The sequence below is a fragment of the Curtobacterium sp. SP.BCo genome (assembly GCF_051903265.1).
Lineage (GTDB): Bacteria > Actinomycetota > Actinomycetes > Actinomycetales > Microbacteriaceae > Curtobacterium.
In genome coordinates, this window is sequence record NZ_CP194337.1 from 380,791 (window position 1) to 396,071 (window position 15,281).

Genomic DNA, 15,281 nt, shown 5'->3' on the forward strand with positions numbered 1-15,281 from the left:
GAGGTCCGGTGGGGCGTTCCCGACCGGTGGGACAAGCCTCGTTCGCGGGCCTCGGCGAGCACACCAACCAGGGGTGGGGACGCGGGTGGTGATCGCGGTGGTGTTCGATTGGTGCCATGGCTGATGCGTTCGACGGGTTCCGGATCGGTGCGGGGTACGCGGTCGTCGAGCCGGACCGGCACCGGCCGGGGTCGTTCACGCTCGTGGTGGACGGCACGCCGCAGTCGCACGTGGACCTCGACGACCCGACGCACCTGGCGTTCGAGTACATCCGGCGGATCGGGCACGCGATCGACCTGCTGCCCGCCGGGCCCGTCACGGCGCTGCACCTCGGTGCGGGTGCCCTGACGCTGCCCCGGTACGTCGCGGTGACCCGTCCGGGCTCGCGCCAGCAGGTCGTCGAGCTCGAGCGGGACCTGGTCGACCACGTCCGCGAGGCGTTGCCGTTCCCCCGTGGCGCGTCGATCCGGGTGCGGTACGGCGACGCGCGGGAGGTCCTCGGCAAGCTCCCCGCCGGACTGCACGGCACCGTCGACCTCGCCGTCGTGGACGTGTTCGGCGGCTCGCAGATCCCGGCGCACGTGACGAGCGTCGAGTTCTACCGGTCCGTGGCGTCGTTCCTGTCGCCGACGGGGATCGTCGCGGTGAACGTCGCGGACGGCGCCGGGCTGGCCTTCGCCCGTGGGCAGGCGTCGACGCTGCAGTCGGTGCTGCCGTCGGTGGCGGCGGTCGCGGACACCGGGATGCTCAAGGGGCGGCGGTTCGGGAACATCGTGCTGCTCGGCTCGCCCACCGACCTGCCCGTGGCGGACATGCCGCGGCGGTACTCCTCCGACCCGATGCCGGCGAAGGTCGTGCACGGTGCCGAACTGCGGGCGTTCATCGCCGGCGCGCCGATCGTCACCGACCAGACGGCCGTGGCGTCGCCGGAGCCGAACCGGAGCGTCTTCGGCGGCTGACCCGGCCGACCCGGAACGACGACTCCGACGTCGCACGACATCGCTGGTGTCGTCTCGTGCACGCGCAACCACCCGCGCGACGGGGCGGGCGGTGGCGGGCGCGCGCCGTGCCTCCCGTCCGGTGTTCGGCGGACACGCGGAGGACGCGCCTGCCAGGATGGGCTGGACGACCGCGCAGCCGCGCGACCGAGCGAGGGGACCCCCTGATGACGAACGACGACCGGAGCAACGAGGACCGGCCCGGCGACGGCCAGGTGCCGAGCTGGGGCGAGGCGCCGCAGCAGCACGCAGCCGGAGCGACCCCCGCTGCCGACGAGCCGCGCTACGGCGAGCGTGCGCCGCAGGGCGAGACCCCGCAGTACGGCTCGACCCAGTACGCCGAGCAGCAGGGGCAGTACGGCCGGCCGGACGACGCGCAGCCGCAGTACGGCCAGCAGCAGGGCGCACCGTCGTGGGGCGACCAGCACCAGGCGCAGCAACCCTACGCGGCGGCCGCAGCGCCTGCGAGCGCCGGAGCGCCGTCGTGGCAGGGCTACGAGGAGCCGAAGCGGAAGAAGAAGACGGTCGGTGCGATCGCCTTCGTCGTCGGTCTGTTGGCCCTGGTGTCCGGTGTGGTGGCGGGCGTGCTCATCGGAGCGGCGTTCGGTGACTCGACGGCACTCCGCGAGGCGGCGAACAGCGGCTCGACGACCCCGAGCGACGCCGCGATCCGCGAGCTCATGACCTCCCCCGGCGCCGTCAGCGCGTCACTGCTCTTCTACCTCGGCACGGCGCTCGGCCTCTGGGCCATCGTGCAGGGCATCATCGCCGCCGTCACGAAGCGCGGCCGGGCCTGGGGGGTCTGGGGCCTCGTGCTGGCCGTCGTCGGCGTCATCGCGTTCTTCATCGCCGCAGCCGTATCGGTGACCGGAGCGGTGGGCGGGAACGTCTGACACCCCTCCGCGGAACGAACGGCCCGTCGTGCTCGCGCGACGGGCCGTTCGTGCACCCTGCGTGAACTCGGTGGCCCCCGTGCGCGTGGCACCGCTCGCTCTCGGGTGGTCGTGGTTACCCTCGAACCGATGTCCCTCCCGCCCGACGACCAGCAGCAGCCCGACCGCCTCGACCGCGCCCGGGAACCGCGTCATGCGGCGCCGGTGACGGCAGGCGTCAGCCCGGGCAGCACCTTCGCCCCCATCAGCCTGCGGCCCGCCGTCGACGCCGACGCGATCCAGCAGCGCCTCCGCGACCTCGGGCAGAGCCGCAGCACCGAGGCGCTCGCCGAACGTGCCGAGCTCCTCCGCCTGCTCGGACGACTGGACGAATCGCTCGTCATCGCGGAGGAGGTCTTCCGGTTGACGATGTTCACCGGCGAGCGGTCGGACAAGGTCTCCGCCCGGATCCGCCGCGCCCACGTGCTGCACGACCTCGGCCGCTACGAGCGCGCTGCGACCGAGTCGGCCCTCGCCCGGGACACCGCACGGACCGAGGAGTGGCCGGAGCTCGAGGGCGCCGCCGCGGAGCTCGAGGGCTGGTCGCTGTTCGAGCTGTCCCGCTTCGAGGAGGCCCGGTCGGCGCTGTCCCGTGCGTACCAGGCGTTCCGGCAGGCCGGCGCACCGTCCGAGCGCACCGAGGCGCTCCGCACCGCCGTCGAGGCTGCGCTGCGTGCCTCCGTGGCCCAGCCGAAGGCGGAGGACCGGCCGCGCACCGCCCGCGAGGTCGCCGCACGCCGCGCCGACGAGGACGAGCCGGCGACGCGCGTCGCCGAGCCGGTGAAGCAGGTCCCGCCGATCCGACGCCGGGTCCTCGGCGCGCCGGACGCCGCCCGGACCGAGGCCGACGACCTGTGGGGGCGCATCGCCGCACGCGCGGCGCAGAAGGGCCAGGCCGGTCGGGACGAGCCGGACGACGACCTGCGGTGACTGGGCGGTGACGACGCTCGAGGCGGTCCGTGCCCGGGCCGAGCACCTCATGGCCGCGCACCTCGGCGACCGCACCTGGGCCTTCGGGTTCGACCACGCGAAGACCCGCGCCGGACAGTGCGACTTCGCCCGCCGTCGCATCACGGTGAGTCGACACCTGGCCGTCCGGTTCTCCGACGAGGACGTCGACCAGGTGCTCCTGCACGAGATCGCCCACGCCCTCGCCGGCGCCCGCGCGGGCCACGGACCGCGGTGGCGCCGGACGGCAGCGGCCCTCGGGTACACCGGGTCGCGGTTGTACGACGGGCCGGTCGCGAGCGAACTGGCGCCGTGGGTCGGCACGTGCCCGGCCGGTCACGAGCACTTCCGGTACCGCACCCCGACGCGGCCGCTGGCGTGCGCGACGTGCTCGCGACGGTTCGACCCTCGAAACGTGATCACCTGGAGTCGACGCATCGACGAGGACCAGAGCGACCGGCGAGCTACCGCATGACGTCGCGAGCGCTCGGAGGCGCGCCGGTAACCCGTTAGCCTGGGCGGATGCACACGGGGCAGCACATCCGCACGGACACCGGTTCCACGTGGTTCTTCGACGCCGGACGGATCGCCCTGGACTTCGCGCACACCGGCGGGTTCGCCGACGACACGGACGGACGACGGCCGCGGGCGCAGCTCGGCGAACTGCTGATGACCCCCGCCGACCTCGACGAGTGGCTGACCGACCACACCGAACCGATCGACGTCGGCGCGACGGCGCGCGAGCTGCAGGACGCCCGAGCGCTCCGTGCCGCCATCGCTCGGCTGGCGGTCGCCGCCGCCCCCGGTCCCGCGTCCACCGCTGCCGAGCGCACCGCCGTGGCAGCGGGCCTGCGCGCCGGGACCGGCCGCACGCGCCCCGCGCCCGACGACATCGACACCGTCAACCTGTTCGCTGCACTGCCGGACGTGCCCCCGAGCCTCCCGGGTGGCCGTCGCCGGGCCGGGGCGAACCGCGTCCGGCTCGCCCAGGCGCTGTCGAGCGTGGCGCGGGACGCGGTCGCACTGTTCACCGAGGTCGGGTTCGACGACGTCGCGGCCGACGGTCAGCCGACCCGGCTGAGCCGCTGCTCGGCGGACGACTGCGGGCTGGTGTTCTACGACTCGTCGCGAGGCGGGACGCGCCGCTGGTGCTCGATGCAGCGCTGCGGGAACCGCGCGAAGGTGCGGGCGCACCGGGCACGGCGCGCGTCGGCCTGACCGGGACGCGGGTCGGACCGGCCGGCACCGCGGGTCGGCTCGGCCGGATCGCGCGATCTCCCGAAAACGAGGATTCGGCGTGCCGAATCCTCTGGCATGCTGGACGGCATGACCGACACGGCGACCCCGCCCATCGCTCCGCCCACGCCCCGGCGTCGACGCGGCGCGAGCCTGACGCTGCTCGGCCCGGCGTTCGTCGCCGCGATCGCCTACGTCGACCCGGGCAACGTCGCCGCGAACCTCACCGCCGGCGCGAAGTACGGCTACCTGCTGCTCTGGGTCCTCGTCGCCGCGAACGCCAGCGCGGTCGTCGTGCAGTACCTCTCCGCGAAGCTCGGCGTCGTCACCGGGAAGTCCTTGCCGGAGCACCTCGGGCTGCGGATGCGACGCACACCCCGGCTGCTGTTCTGGGCGCAGGCCGAGGTCGTGGCCGCCGCCACCGACATCGCCGAGGTCATCGGTGGAGCTCTCGCCCTGCACCTGCTCTTCGGTGTGCCCCTGGTGGCGGGCGGCGTCATCACCGGGGTGGTGTCGATGCTCATCCTCGCGCTGCACAGCCGTCGGAGCACCCGGACGTTCGAGACCGTCGTCACCGCGATGCTCGCGATCCTGACGGTCGGGTTCTGCGCCGGACTGCTGTTCGCGCAGGTCTCCCCGGGTGAACTCGTCGCCGGCCTCGTCCCACGCTTCCAGGGCTCCGAGTCGGTGATGCTCGCGGCGTCCATGCTCGGCGCCACCGTGATGCCGCACGCCGTCTACCTGCACTCCGCCCTCGCCCGCGACCGGCACGGCGACGTCCCCGCCGGCCCCGAGCGTCGACGGGTGCTCGTCGCGACGCGGTGGGATGTGGGGCTCGCGCTCGTCGTCGCGGGCGGTGTGAACATCTGCATGCTCGTGCTGGCCGCCGCGACGCTGCCCGGGGTGTCCGGCACGGACTCGATCCCGGGAGCGCAGGCCGCCATCGCCGCCAACGTCGGGCCCGTCGTCGGGGTGCTCTTCGCCGTGGGGCTGCTGGCGTCCGGGCTCGCCTCGACCTCGGTCGGCTGCATGGCCGGCGCCGAGATCATGCACGGGCTCCTGCACGTCCGGGTGCCGCTGATCGTCCGACGCCTGGTCACGCTCGTGCCGGCGATCGTCCTGCTCGCGCTGAACGCCGACGCGACGATGCTGCTCGTCGTCAGCCAGGTCGTGCTGAGCTTCGGGATCGCCTTCGCGATCGTGCCGCTCGTCGTCTACACGTCACGGCGGAGCGTGATGGGCGCCGACGTCAACGCGGTGCCGACCCGCGTCGTCGCCGGCGTCATCGCGCTGGTGATCGTCGTGCTCAACGTGGCGCTCGTCGCGCTCACGCTCGCCGGCTGAGGGCCCGCGCGGCGCGCACCGTGCGAGGCGCAGCGCGGGCCCTCCCACCTCGCACCGTGCGAGGCGCGGCGCGCACGGTGCGAGGTTCCGACCAAGGTGCGAGGTCGTTCGCGTCCCACCGTGCGCGGAACCTCGCACACTGCGACGACGCGCCTACTCGACGACGCGGACGCCCTTCCAGAAGGCGACGTAGCCGGAGTAGTCCTTGCCGACGCGGTCGAACGAGGACGGGATCGGCGTCGGGTACGACCACGCGTTGTCCTGCAACGCCTGCCCGTCGACGTTCACGGTGAAGTACTGCGTGTCGCCCTTCCACGGGCAGTGGTACTGCGTGGGGCTCTCGGTGAACAGCTCGGTCTTCACGCTCGACGGCGGGAAGTACCAGTTGCCCTCGATCTGGATGAGGTCCTCCTGCGGGGCCTCGGCGATCACGGTGTCTCCGACGACTGCCTTCATGGCGTGCTCCTTCGCTGGGTCTTCGAGTGTCGACCGGAACGCTACGCGCGCCGGTTCGATTCCCGCAGGACGACGAGGTCCCTCGACTCGGCGAGCGCCGCGTGCACGTCCTCGCGCGCCAGCTCGGCGGCTCCCTCGGCGGCGCTGACGAGGTGCTTCACCGCCCGTCGCAACCCCGTGTGGGCAGCGCAGGCCGCGGCGGCCTCGGGCGAGGTGTGGTCGATGCCGACCGCCGCCAGGGCGTCGACGACCGCTCCGGCGGCGAGGAGGTCCTCGACCGCGAAGTCGGGTGCGTCCGGCACGTCGGAGGCCTCGCCCGCGGCCTCCGCCGCGTCGTCCGCGGGAGCGTGGTGGCGTCCGGCGGCGACGATCCCGACCACGCATCGGTCGCCGCGTTCGGCCTGGAGGCGCACCACCCGTTCCGCGATCGCCGTCACGTTGCCGAGGTGGCCGAGCACGACCTCCGGACCGTCCGGCAGCTGCGCGGCGACCGCTCGCAGTGCCCGGTCGCGGTCACGGTGGTCACGGGACGCCGGGGTCGGCAGGACGTCGACCCAGACGAGCAGGTGGGTGCCGTGCGCGATCCGACGTGCGCCGCCGATCCCCCACCCGAAACGGACCTGGTACTGCTGCTGGGTGCGTGCTGCCACCCGAGCCACGATAGCCGCCGGGAGCCGCCTGACCGTTTCCACAGGTCGACCCTCGTCAGCGGTTCGACAGGGCCGGTCACCGTAGGATTCCTTGCCATGGAGATCGCCCCCGCACCCACCCTGACCGGCGACCGCGTGACGCTCGAGCCCCTCGCTCCCGAGCACGCGGACGACCTCCGGGCGGCGGTCGCGGACGGCGATCTCTGGCGCACCTGGTACACCTCGATCCCCGCGCCGGCGCAGGTCGACGACGAGATCGCCCGGCGCCTCGCCGAGCACGACGCCGGCCGGATGGTGCCGTTCGCCGTGCGGGACCGGCCCACCGGTCGTGTGGTGGGCTCGACGACGTTCCTGCACCCCGACACCGCGAACCACCGGGTGGAGATCGGCGCGACCTTCCTGTCGCGGTCGTCGCAGCGGTCCGGCATCAACACCGAGGCGAAGCTGCTGATGCTCTCGCACGCGTTCGACGTGTGGCAGTGCATCGCGGTGGAGTTCCGGACGCACTGGCACAACACGCAGTCGCGCACGGCGATCGCCGCACTCGGCGCGAAGCAGGACGGCGTGCTCCGCAACCACGCGGTCGGTCGCGACGGCACGCTCCGCGACACCGTGGTCTTCTCGATCATCGCGTCGGAGTGGCCCACGGTCCGGCTGTCACTGGCGGAGCGTCTGCGCCGGCACGACCGGGCCGAGGGCTCCCGCCGCCGGTCGGCCCGGCACGCCTGACCCGACCCCGTCCTCGGCGAACGGGGTCGGGGCGTCAGCGGGTCAGAGCGCGTGCTGGACGGTGCGGTCCCCGAGCGGCTGGACCGGGCGCGCGTTCCCGACGTGCGCGGCCTCCAGGTCGGCGAGCTGGTCCGCGCCGAGCTCGACCGGCTGCTCGAGCACGATCCAGCGCACACCCTCGGTGCACGGCGGTGTCGTGAGGGACCCCTGGTAGGTCGCGAACGCCCGCTTCGCCGGGAGCATCGCCTCGACGTCGACCGTGCCAGCCCGACCGGCACCCGCCGTCGCCCCGGCGATGAGGTCGTCGTAGGCCGGGTTGTGCGCGCCACGCTCCGCGAGGACACCGAGGACCGTGAGTTCGCCGCTCTCGGAGGCGTGCACGAAGTGGAACTCGGCAGCCGTGTCCCGTCCCGCCCTGGTGTGCTCCGATCCGGCGTGGAAGTGCACCTGGACGAAGTCGAGTTCCGCACCGCCGACGACCGTGGTGGCACCGTCGTCGGCGGTGAACTGCACGGTGTGGCCGTTGTCGGCCGTGACACCGCGCACCGGGCCGGAGCCGTCGACGTCGAGCGCCGCGCCACCCTGCGGTGCGGGCAGGTCGATCGGCGACTGCTGCTCCCCGGTGGTGCACGTCCGGTACTCGTCCGCCAGATCGCCCCAGTGTTCCGGAGCGCCCGGGCCCTCGTACGCCCACGCCGCACCGGCATCGTGGCCGGATGCCTGGTGGGTCGTCCCGGCAGCGCAGCCGGCGAGGGTGGCGAGGACGACGGGGAAGGTGAGCAGGGACACGACGGTCCGGTTGGTTCGCATGGCCACCATTGTCACATGTGAGATTTCACATGTAGGACAGAGGCGGTGGCGGAACGTTCACCGCATCGCGCACAGGCCGCCCTCGGTACCGTCGGGTCATGCACGTGGGCCTCCGGATCATCCTCGACGCACCGGTCGACGCCGTGCGCGACGCACTCCTCTCCCCGGCGGTGATGGTCGCGGTCACGAAGCCGTTCCTCGTCTACCGGTCCCGCGACCCGCAGGGGTTCCCGGTGCGGTGGACGCCCGGCGAACCGCACCCGATCACCGCCGCCGCGTTCGGGATCGTCCCGAGCGGCGACACGCACGTCGACATCGACCTGTACGAGGTCGAGGGCGTCCCCGTACAGCGGGACAACGGTGGCGGCACGTCAGGGCTCTTCGGACGCATGACGATGCAGCACCGGATGGCCGTCCGCCCGGCACCCGACGGCCGGACCCTGCTGGTCGACCGCCTCACCTACCGGATGCGTCCCGCGCTGCTCGGGGTGGCGCTGTGGCCCGGGATGTGGGTGATCTGGCAGTGGCGTGCGCTCCGGATGCGGCAGCTCGCACCGCAGTGGCGGCGACACCGTCGGGCCGCGGCCTGACCGCCGGACGCGCGCCGTCCCTCCCGACCGTTCGCAACGGGCGTACGCTCGCACCGTGAGCCAGACGCACGACCCGGCAACCGACGACCGCGTGCACAGCACGCTCGCCACCGTGGACTGGCGGCGGATGACCTTCGACCTGTACCGCCGCGTCCGGGCGACCGCCGACCCGGAGACCGCGCACGCCATGTGGCGCGAGACCCGGGACGCGATGTTCGGCGAGCACCCCGCGAGTCCGCTCCTCGACGAGGACGCCCGCGACTTCGAGTCGCTGCCGGTGCCGGACTACGACCCGTCGTGGCGCTTCCGCGTCCGGGTCGAACCGGCCGAACCGCTGGCGATGGACGTGGAGACCGGGACCGACGGCATCGTGCACTTCGACCGGCTCGGCGTGGTGTCGGTGCCGGACGTCGGATCCCTGGACGTCTGGGCGCACGGCGGCTACGCAGGCGGCGTGTTCATCCCGGTGAAGGACGCCAGCGCCGGGCGGGCACGCGGCACCTACGGCGGCGGCCGCTACCTGCTCGACACGATCAAGGGCGCCGACCTCGGCGGGGACGACGGCGAGCTCGTGCTCGACTTCAACTTCGCGTACAACCCGTCGTGCGCCTACGACCCGGCGTGGGCGTGCCCGCTCGCGCCGCCCGGCAACACCGTCGCCGTGCCGATCCCGGTCGGCGAGCAGTACGACTTCTAGGGTGGAGCGCATGTCGGGTCTCGTCGCGATCGACGCCGGAGGGCGTGTCCCACCGTTCGAACAGGTGCGGTCGCAGATCGCCGCCCAGATCGCCGCCGGGTACCTGGTCGACGGCGAACGGCTGCCGAGCGTCCGCGGGCTCGCCGACGAGCTCGGACTCGCGGCCGGGACGGTCGCGAAGGCCTACCAGCTGCTCGAGGAGTCCGGGCTCGTGCACACCGCACGCGGCGCCGGCACGCGGGTGATCCGCCCCGCGGACGTCCCCGAGCCGGTCGCCGACGCCGCACGGGCCCTCGCTGCCGCCGCGCGGGCCGCCGGCCTGTCCGCCGAGCAGGCCGCCACGGCGCTCAAGGACGCCTGGCCCGCCTGACGCGCTCCTGCTGCGCCGCCGAGCCTCGGCCCGGGGGACACCGCACGGGTGCCGGCGGGCGGGGACTGTCCGCGGAGCCGAGCTTCGGCGGACTCCCGGCCCGCCGGGGCCGCGGCCGGCGGTCGGGCCGGCGGGCGCGGCCGCGCCCGGCCGCTCAGCAGTGCTCGAAGACGTAGTCCGCGTGGGACGGCGTCACGAGGTCACGATCGCGCAGGATCGTCATCGCCGGACGGTCGTCGTCCGCGCACACCGACGCCCACGATCGCTCCGTGGTGTCCGAGTACTCGATGTCGATGACGTGCCGGCCGTAGGCCTTCGTGTAGGACGCGCACTCCTGGTACTGCACGCACTCCTCGGCGACGACGAAGTCGAAGCCCGTGCTCTTCCGTCCCGACGCCCCGAGCTGCGGGGTGTTCTTCTGCCCGACGGCCAGCCCGTGCTCGTGCCCCACGTCGACCAGGGCACGGGCGAGCGCGAGGTTGCCCGCGCGGGTGAGGGCGCCGTGCGACCGGGTCCACGAGTCGAGGTTGTCGAACTCCACCGCGTCGAACCCGCGGTCGGCACACGTCGCGATGGTCTTCGTGAGCACGGAGGTGATCGTCGAGCGTGCCGCGGCCGACGACGTGTCGAGGAGCATCTCGTCCGGCCAGCCCGGATCGGAGACCGGCTTCCCGTCGTCGTCCCGCAACACCGCCGACGGGTGGTCGTCGAGCCACGTGTCGGCGTCGCCGGGCTGCGTCTGGAACCCGTTCACGTAGCAGATCGAGTACTTCCCGGCGGCGGGACGGTCGGTGCTGTCGCGCTCGACGATCGTCACCCCGGCCGGCGGCGTGTAGCCCCCACCGAGCTGGTAGTCCGGGATCCCCGAGGTGGGCAGGTTCGCGTACGACGAAGCAGCACGGGAAGGCTCCCCGGACGCCGACCCGGCCGCACACCCGGTCAGCCCGACCACCGCCACGACGACCATCGCCGCCGACGTCAGGACAGCACGCACCCGAACCCGTTCTCGCACGCCCAGATCCTCGCACGCTATGATGGACGTACTCGAGGCGCCGATCGCCTCGTGCGTCGTACGGACGCCCCCGAACTCCCGGTCCACGGACCGATGATCGAGCACCTCCCGAAGGTGCCAGGCTTCTCTGCTGCGGCGACTGCGCCAGCCACATCCGTTGGCGCGCATCCCGCCCGCGCGCTGCCTCGCAAGCGTGCCCACAGCCGGAACGCTCCGGCTCGAAAGGTCACCATGACCACCGAAGACATCCGTTTCTCCGACCTCGGCGTCCCCGCACCGATGGTCGACGTCCTCGCCCAGCAGGGCAAGGAGACCGCGTTCCCGATCCAGGCCGACACGCTCCCCGACTCCCTCAAGGGCAAGGACGTGCTCGGCCGTGGCCGCACCGGCTCCGGCAAGACGATCGCCTTCGCGATCCCCCTCGCCGCCCGGCTGGCCGCCAACCCGAAGAAGCGCCGCGCCGGCCGCCCTCGCGCCCTGGTGCTCGCCCCGACCCGCGAGCTCGCGACGCAGATCGACGCGACGCTCGCCCCCCTCGCCAAGGCGATGGGCCTGAACACCACCACGATCTTCGGCGGTGTCTCGCAGGGCCGTCAGGTCGACGCGCTCCGCGGTGGCGTCGACGTTGTCGTCGCCTGCCCGGGTCGCCTCGCGGACCTCATGCAGCAGGGCCACGTGCAGCTCGACGCGATCGAGGTCACCGTCCTCGACGAGGCCGACCACATGGCCGACATGGGCTTCCTGCCCGGTGTCACCAAGATCATGCAGGCCACGCCCGAGCAGGGGCAGCGACTGCTGTTCTCCGCAACGCTCGACAACGGCGTGGACAAGCTCGTCAAGAAGTTCCTGCACAACCCGGTCATGCACTCCGTCGACGACGAGACCAGCCCGGTCGAGGCCATGACCCACCACCTGTTCGAGGTCGCCGACGCCGACGCGAAGAAGGACCTCGTCCGCACCCTCGCGAGCGGCACCGGTCGTCGCATCCTCTTCATGCGCACCAAGCACCACGCGAAGCGCCTGGCGAAGCAGCTCACCAGCCAGGGCATCCCGGCGGTCGACCTGCAGGGCAACCTGTCGCAGGGCGCCCGCGAGCGGAACCTCGCGAAGTTCTCCTCCGGCGAGGCCCTCGTGCTCGTCGCCACCGACGTCGCCGCCCGTGGCGTGCACGTCGACCACGTCGAGCTCGTCGTGCACGTCGACCCGCCGACCGAGCACAAGGCGTACCTGCACCGTTCGGGCCGCACCGCGCGTGCCGGTTCCTCCGGCGACGTGGTCACGGTCACGATGCCGGCCGAGCGTCGCGACGTCGCGCAGATGATGCGTGCGGCCGCGATCAAGGTCACCCCGCAGCAGGTCACCGCGAACTCCCCCGCCGTCAGCACGCTCGTCGGCGAGGTCGCCCCGGTCCGCCACGTGGCCCCGGAGCAGCCGGCACAGCAGCAGCGCCAGCCCAAGCAGCGCTCGGCCGAGTCCGACAGCGCGGGCGGCGGTCGTCGTCGTGGTCGCGGCGGTCGGTCGGGAGGCGCGGCGCAGCCCGCCCAGGCCGGTTCCGGCAACGGGTCCGGTGGCAGCCGTCAGGGCCGCGCCCCGGCACGGGCATCGCGCCCCGACGCTGCGGGGCGCGATGCACGCAGCGGGGCGCAGAGCGCCGGCGCGTCGGGCGGTCGCCGTTCCGGCGGCAGCCGTCGCGCCTCGAGCGACACCGTCCGTGGCGGGTCCGCGCCGGTCTGGTCCTCGGAGGGCGGCTACGCCGCCGGCCGTGGTGCCGGCTCCGAGTCGGGCGGCAACCGTCGTGGTGGGTCGCGTCGGGCCTCCCGTCCGGCGGGTTCCGCGCGCTGACGGGTCGCGCCGTGCACTGCGTTGACCAACCGCGGTCCGGCGGGTTCCGCGCGCTGACGGGTCGCGCCGTGCACTGCGTTGACCAACCGCGGTCCCGCGGGTTCCGCGCGCTGACGGGTCGCGCCGTGCACTGCGTCGACCAACCGCGGGCCCGCCGGTTCCGCGCGCTGACCGCAACCTTGACGCCCCCTGGGCACCGACCTGCTCGGTGCGCGTAGGTTCTCCTTCACCGGATGCCGCGCGAGCGGCTGACGGGGAACTGTCCGCTGTCGGAAGGAGAGCCTATGGCTGGGATCGAAGACGTCAAGAACGCCGCTGCGAAGGCAGCAGGCAAGGTCAAGGAGGCCGTCGGCAACGCGACGGACAACGACCACCTCAAGGCTGAGGGCAAGACCGATCAGGTCAAGGCCGACACCAAGCAGGCAGGTACGAACGTCAAGGACGCCGCTTCAGGTGTCGCCGACAGCCTCAAGAACGAGAACAAGTAAGCCGGTCCAGCACCGCGCTGCGAAGCCCCCGGGTCCGATTCGGACCCGGGGGCTTCGTCGTGCGGGGACGGTGTCGGCTAGAGGAGCGCGCCGACCGACGCGAGGCCGGCACGCATCAGAGCGCCGCGGCCGCCTTCCATCTCGTCGGCGACGGCGTCGGACGCTGCCTCCATCGGGCTCATCCACGTCAGCTCGAGTGCGTCCTGCCGGGGCTCGCACGTGCCGGTCACGGGGACGACGTAGGCGAGCGAGATCGCGTGCTGCCGCTCGTCGGTGTACACCGAGGCTCCGGGCAGCGGGAAGTACTCCGCCACCGTGAACGGCGTCGGGCTGGACGGCAGCTGCGGGAACGCCATCGGGCCGAGGTCCTTCTCGAGGTGTCGGAAGAGCGCCGTGCGGATCGACTCGCCGAACATCACCCGGCCGGACACGAGCGTGCGTGCGATCGAGCCGCTCGGGGCGACGCGCAGCAGCACGCCGACCTCGGTCACGACGCCGAGGCCGTCGGTGCGGACGGGGATCGCCTCGACGTAGCAGATGGGCAGTCGACGACGGACGTTGGCGAGTTCCTCGTCGGACAGCCAGCCGGAGTCGGGGTCGGGGGTGCGCAGCGAGGCCATGCACCGTGTCTACCAGTCGCCCCGGCGAGTTCGGCGGAAGGCGCGACCGCTGTGGACGGTTAGCGTTGTCCACATGATCGATGCCGAGCTCGTCCAGTGGACCCGCCCCGCCGCGGATCGGACCGGGACCCCGCTGCTCGTCGTGATGCACGGGGTGGGGTCGAACGAGCACGACCTGCTCGGACTCGCGCCCGCGCTGCCGTCGGACTGGACGATCGCGTCGCTGCGCGCGCCGATGCCGTGGGGGCCCGGGTACAGCTGGTACCCGCTCGGGACGCCGGGCTCCCCTGCGCTCCAGCCCGTCGACGAATCGACGGCAGGAGTGCTCGACTGGATCGACTCCGTCGCCGCCGGGCACCCGCGGATCGGTCTGCTCGGGTTCTCGCAGGGCGGCTCGATGGCGCTGCAGCTGGTGCGTGCACGCCCGGCCGGGTTCGCGTTCGCGGTGTCGCTGTCGGGGTTCGTGGTCCCGGGCGTCCAGGATGCGCGGGACGCCGCCGTGGCAGCGGTCCGGCCGCGGGTGTTCCTCGGCCACGGCGACCTCGACCCGGTGATCCCCGCCGAGGCGACCGCGCGGACGCAGACGTGGGCGGCGGGACACACGGACGTGACGGACCGGACCTACCAGGGGCTCCCGCACGCGGTGTCCGCGGAGGAGCTCGCGGACGTGGCCGCGTTCATCGCAGCCTCGTAGGCGACCCGGAACGGACTGGAGGCGCGGTGCCAGCTGGCACCGCGCCTCCAGTCCGGGGTTCCGACGTCAGTCGGCGAGGATCTGCAGGAGGTCCTTGCGCAGCTGGTCGATCTTGGCCGTGGCGGCCTTCGCCTGCTCCTCGGTCGCGCTCGTCCGGTACATGTGCAGCACGCCCATGGTCTTCCGGAGTGCCTCGAAGAACTCGCGCTGGGAGTCCGGGAGACCCGGCGCGGCGAACGCGGCCGCGATCTCGTCCGCCTTCGCCTCGGCCTCGGCCTTGCCGGCGTCGGTGAGCTCGAAGAGCGTCTTGCGGCCGTCGCCCGTGGAGACGACGAGGTCCTCGTCCACGAGCTGCTGGAGCGTCGGGTAGACCGAACCGGGGCTCGGCTTCCAGGCGCCGCCGGTGCGCTCGGCGATGGTCTTGATCACGGCGTAGCCGTTCTGCGGGCCCTCGGCCAACAGGCCGAGGATCGCGAGGCGGACGTCGCCGCGACGACGGCGCTCACGGCCGAAGCCGGGACCGCCGAACCCCGGACCGAACCCAGGGCCGAAGCCGCCGCGTCCGCCGAAGCCCGGGCCGAAGCCGCGTCCGCCGTGGTCGTGGTCACCGCGGTCGCGGCCGGGGAAGCCGGCGCCGTGGTGCTGTCGCGCGCCGCCGAAGCGGGGGCCGCGCGGGTGCTGGTGGTTGCTGGTGTTGTCGTCATACATGGGGCGCATGATGAGTCCTTCCTGATGGGTGTTCGAAGTTGGCTCGCGATCTGTGGTGTTGCTATCGCGATGGTTTAACGATAGATCGGTATCTATCGCGATGTCAACCCCCTTTCTTCGTTGGGTCGCTTGTCGGGGGTCACGGGCAGGATGGGAC

At 73.0% G+C, this 15,281-nt stretch carries 19 protein-coding genes; 13 read left to right on the forward strand and 6 right to left on the reverse strand.

From position 1 onward, the window contains the following. Positions 1-116 precede the first annotated feature (116 nt). The 6 genes from ACRQ4B_RS01755 (at position 117) to ACRQ4B_RS01780 (ending at position 5,458) form a co-directional block, all read left to right on the forward strand. The gene (locus tag ACRQ4B_RS01755; RefSeq protein WP_439692989.1) at positions 117-959 is read left to right on the forward strand and encodes a spermidine synthase; all 843 of its coding nucleotides are present in this window, start codon (positions 117-119) and stop codon (positions 957-959) included. Positions 960-1,165: 206 nt separating this feature from the next. Continuing rightward, complete coding sequence (locus ACRQ4B_RS01760; RefSeq protein ID WP_439692990.1) at positions 1,166-1,891, forward strand: DUF308 domain-containing protein; 726 nt, start codon at positions 1,166-1,168, stop codon at positions 1,889-1,891. Positions 1,892-2,020: 129 nt separating this feature from the next. Further along, the gene (locus ACRQ4B_RS01765) at positions 2,021-2,860 is read left to right on the forward strand and encodes a hypothetical protein (RefSeq protein WP_439692991.1); all 840 of its coding nucleotides are present in this window, start codon (positions 2,021-2,023) and stop codon (positions 2,858-2,860) included. Between the two features lie 7 nt (positions 2,861-2,867). After that, complete coding sequence (locus tag ACRQ4B_RS01770; RefSeq protein WP_439692992.1) at positions 2,868-3,353, forward strand: SprT-like domain-containing protein; 486 nt, start codon at positions 2,868-2,870, stop codon at positions 3,351-3,353. Between the two features lie 47 nt (positions 3,354-3,400). After that, positions 3,401-4,096, forward strand: a complete 696-nt coding sequence (locus ACRQ4B_RS01775; RefSeq protein WP_439692993.1) for a CGNR zinc finger domain-containing protein — start codon at positions 3,401-3,403, stop codon at positions 4,094-4,096. A gap of 108 nt (positions 4,097-4,204) precedes the next feature. Continuing rightward, positions 4,205-5,458 (forward strand): Nramp family divalent metal transporter, encoded by a 1,254-nt coding sequence (locus ACRQ4B_RS01780; RefSeq protein ID WP_439692994.1) that lies wholly within the window; start codon positions 4,205-4,207, stop codon positions 5,456-5,458. Positions 5,459-5,611: 153 nt separating this feature from the next. Here the strand turns inward: ACRQ4B_RS01780 and ACRQ4B_RS01785 are convergent, their stop codons facing one another. Both ACRQ4B_RS01785 and ACRQ4B_RS01790 read right to left on the reverse strand, forming a co-directional pair. Continuing rightward, positions 5,612-5,914, reverse strand: a complete 303-nt coding sequence (locus ACRQ4B_RS01785; RefSeq protein WP_439692995.1) for a DUF427 domain-containing protein — start codon at positions 5,912-5,914, stop codon at positions 5,612-5,614. A 41-nt stretch (positions 5,915-5,955) separates the two neighbouring features. Further along, complete coding sequence (locus ACRQ4B_RS01790) at positions 5,956-6,564, reverse strand: 2-phosphosulfolactate phosphatase (protein ID WP_439692996.1); 609 nt, start codon at positions 6,562-6,564, stop codon at positions 5,956-5,958. Positions 6,565-6,660: 96 nt separating this feature from the next. Between ACRQ4B_RS01790 and ACRQ4B_RS01795 the strand changes: the two genes are divergently transcribed. Beyond that, positions 6,661-7,293 carry a GNAT family N-acetyltransferase gene (locus ACRQ4B_RS01795; protein ID WP_439692997.1) on the forward strand — a complete coding sequence of 211 codons (633 nt, stop codon included), beginning with the start codon at positions 6,661-6,663 and terminating at the stop codon, positions 7,291-7,293. A 42-nt stretch (positions 7,294-7,335) separates the two neighbouring features. On the opposite strand, the gene ACRQ4B_RS01800 is transcribed toward ACRQ4B_RS01795, so the two are convergent. Next, positions 7,336-8,103: a carbonic anhydrase gene (locus ACRQ4B_RS01800; RefSeq protein ID WP_439692998.1), complete on the reverse strand. Its 768-nt coding sequence runs from the start codon at positions 8,101-8,103 to the stop codon at positions 7,336-7,338. A gap of 98 nt (positions 8,104-8,201) precedes the next feature. Between ACRQ4B_RS01800 and ACRQ4B_RS01805 the strand changes: the two genes are divergently transcribed. From ACRQ4B_RS01805 to ACRQ4B_RS01815, 3 genes are all read left to right on the forward strand, one after another. After that, a complete protein-coding gene (locus ACRQ4B_RS01805) occupies positions 8,202-8,693 on the forward strand; it encodes a hypothetical protein (protein WP_439692999.1) in 492 nt (163 codons plus the stop codon). A gap of 127 nt (positions 8,694-8,820) precedes the next feature. Continuing rightward, the gene (locus ACRQ4B_RS01810) at positions 8,821-9,390 is read left to right on the forward strand and encodes a DUF1684 domain-containing protein (protein ID WP_439694341.1); all 570 of its coding nucleotides are present in this window, start codon (positions 8,821-8,823) and stop codon (positions 9,388-9,390) included. Between the two features lie 10 nt (positions 9,391-9,400). Next, the gene (locus ACRQ4B_RS01815; protein ID WP_439693000.1) at positions 9,401-9,760 is read left to right on the forward strand and encodes a GntR family transcriptional regulator; all 360 of its coding nucleotides are present in this window, start codon (positions 9,401-9,403) and stop codon (positions 9,758-9,760) included. Positions 9,761-9,914: 154 nt separating this feature from the next. Here ACRQ4B_RS01815 and ACRQ4B_RS01820 read toward each other — a convergent pair whose 3' ends face one another. Next, the gene (locus tag ACRQ4B_RS01820) at positions 9,915-10,772 is read right to left on the reverse strand and encodes an endo alpha-1,4 polygalactosaminidase (protein WP_439693001.1); all 858 of its coding nucleotides are present in this window, start codon (positions 10,770-10,772) and stop codon (positions 9,915-9,917) included. A gap of 231 nt (positions 10,773-11,003) precedes the next feature. Between ACRQ4B_RS01820 and ACRQ4B_RS01825 the strand changes: the two genes are divergently transcribed. Both ACRQ4B_RS01825 and ACRQ4B_RS01830 read left to right on the forward strand, forming a co-directional pair. Then, positions 11,004-12,614 (forward strand): DEAD/DEAH box helicase, encoded by a 1,611-nt coding sequence (locus ACRQ4B_RS01825; protein ID WP_439693002.1) that lies wholly within the window; start codon positions 11,004-11,006, stop codon positions 12,612-12,614. A 284-nt stretch (positions 12,615-12,898) separates the two neighbouring features. After that, the gene (locus tag ACRQ4B_RS01830; protein ID WP_439693003.1) at positions 12,899-13,102 is read left to right on the forward strand and encodes a CsbD family protein; all 204 of its coding nucleotides are present in this window, start codon (positions 12,899-12,901) and stop codon (positions 13,100-13,102) included. Between the two features lie 77 nt (positions 13,103-13,179). Here the strand turns inward: ACRQ4B_RS01830 and ACRQ4B_RS01835 are convergent, their stop codons facing one another. Next, entirely contained in the window at positions 13,180-13,722 is a 543-nt protein-coding gene (locus ACRQ4B_RS01835; RefSeq protein WP_439693004.1) for an NUDIX hydrolase family protein, read from the reverse strand. Between the two features lie 73 nt (positions 13,723-13,795). Between ACRQ4B_RS01835 and ACRQ4B_RS01840 the strand changes: the two genes are divergently transcribed. Next, on the forward strand, positions 13,796-14,416 hold the full coding sequence (locus ACRQ4B_RS01840; RefSeq protein ID WP_439693005.1) for an alpha/beta hydrolase: 621 nt from the start codon (positions 13,796-13,798) through the stop codon (positions 14,414-14,416). Positions 14,417-14,482: 66 nt separating this feature from the next. On the opposite strand, the gene ACRQ4B_RS01845 is transcribed toward ACRQ4B_RS01840, so the two are convergent. Continuing rightward, a complete protein-coding gene (locus tag ACRQ4B_RS01845) occupies positions 14,483-15,124 on the reverse strand; it encodes a PadR family transcriptional regulator (RefSeq protein WP_439693006.1) in 642 nt (213 codons plus the stop codon). Positions 15,125-15,281: the final 157 nt, after the last annotated feature.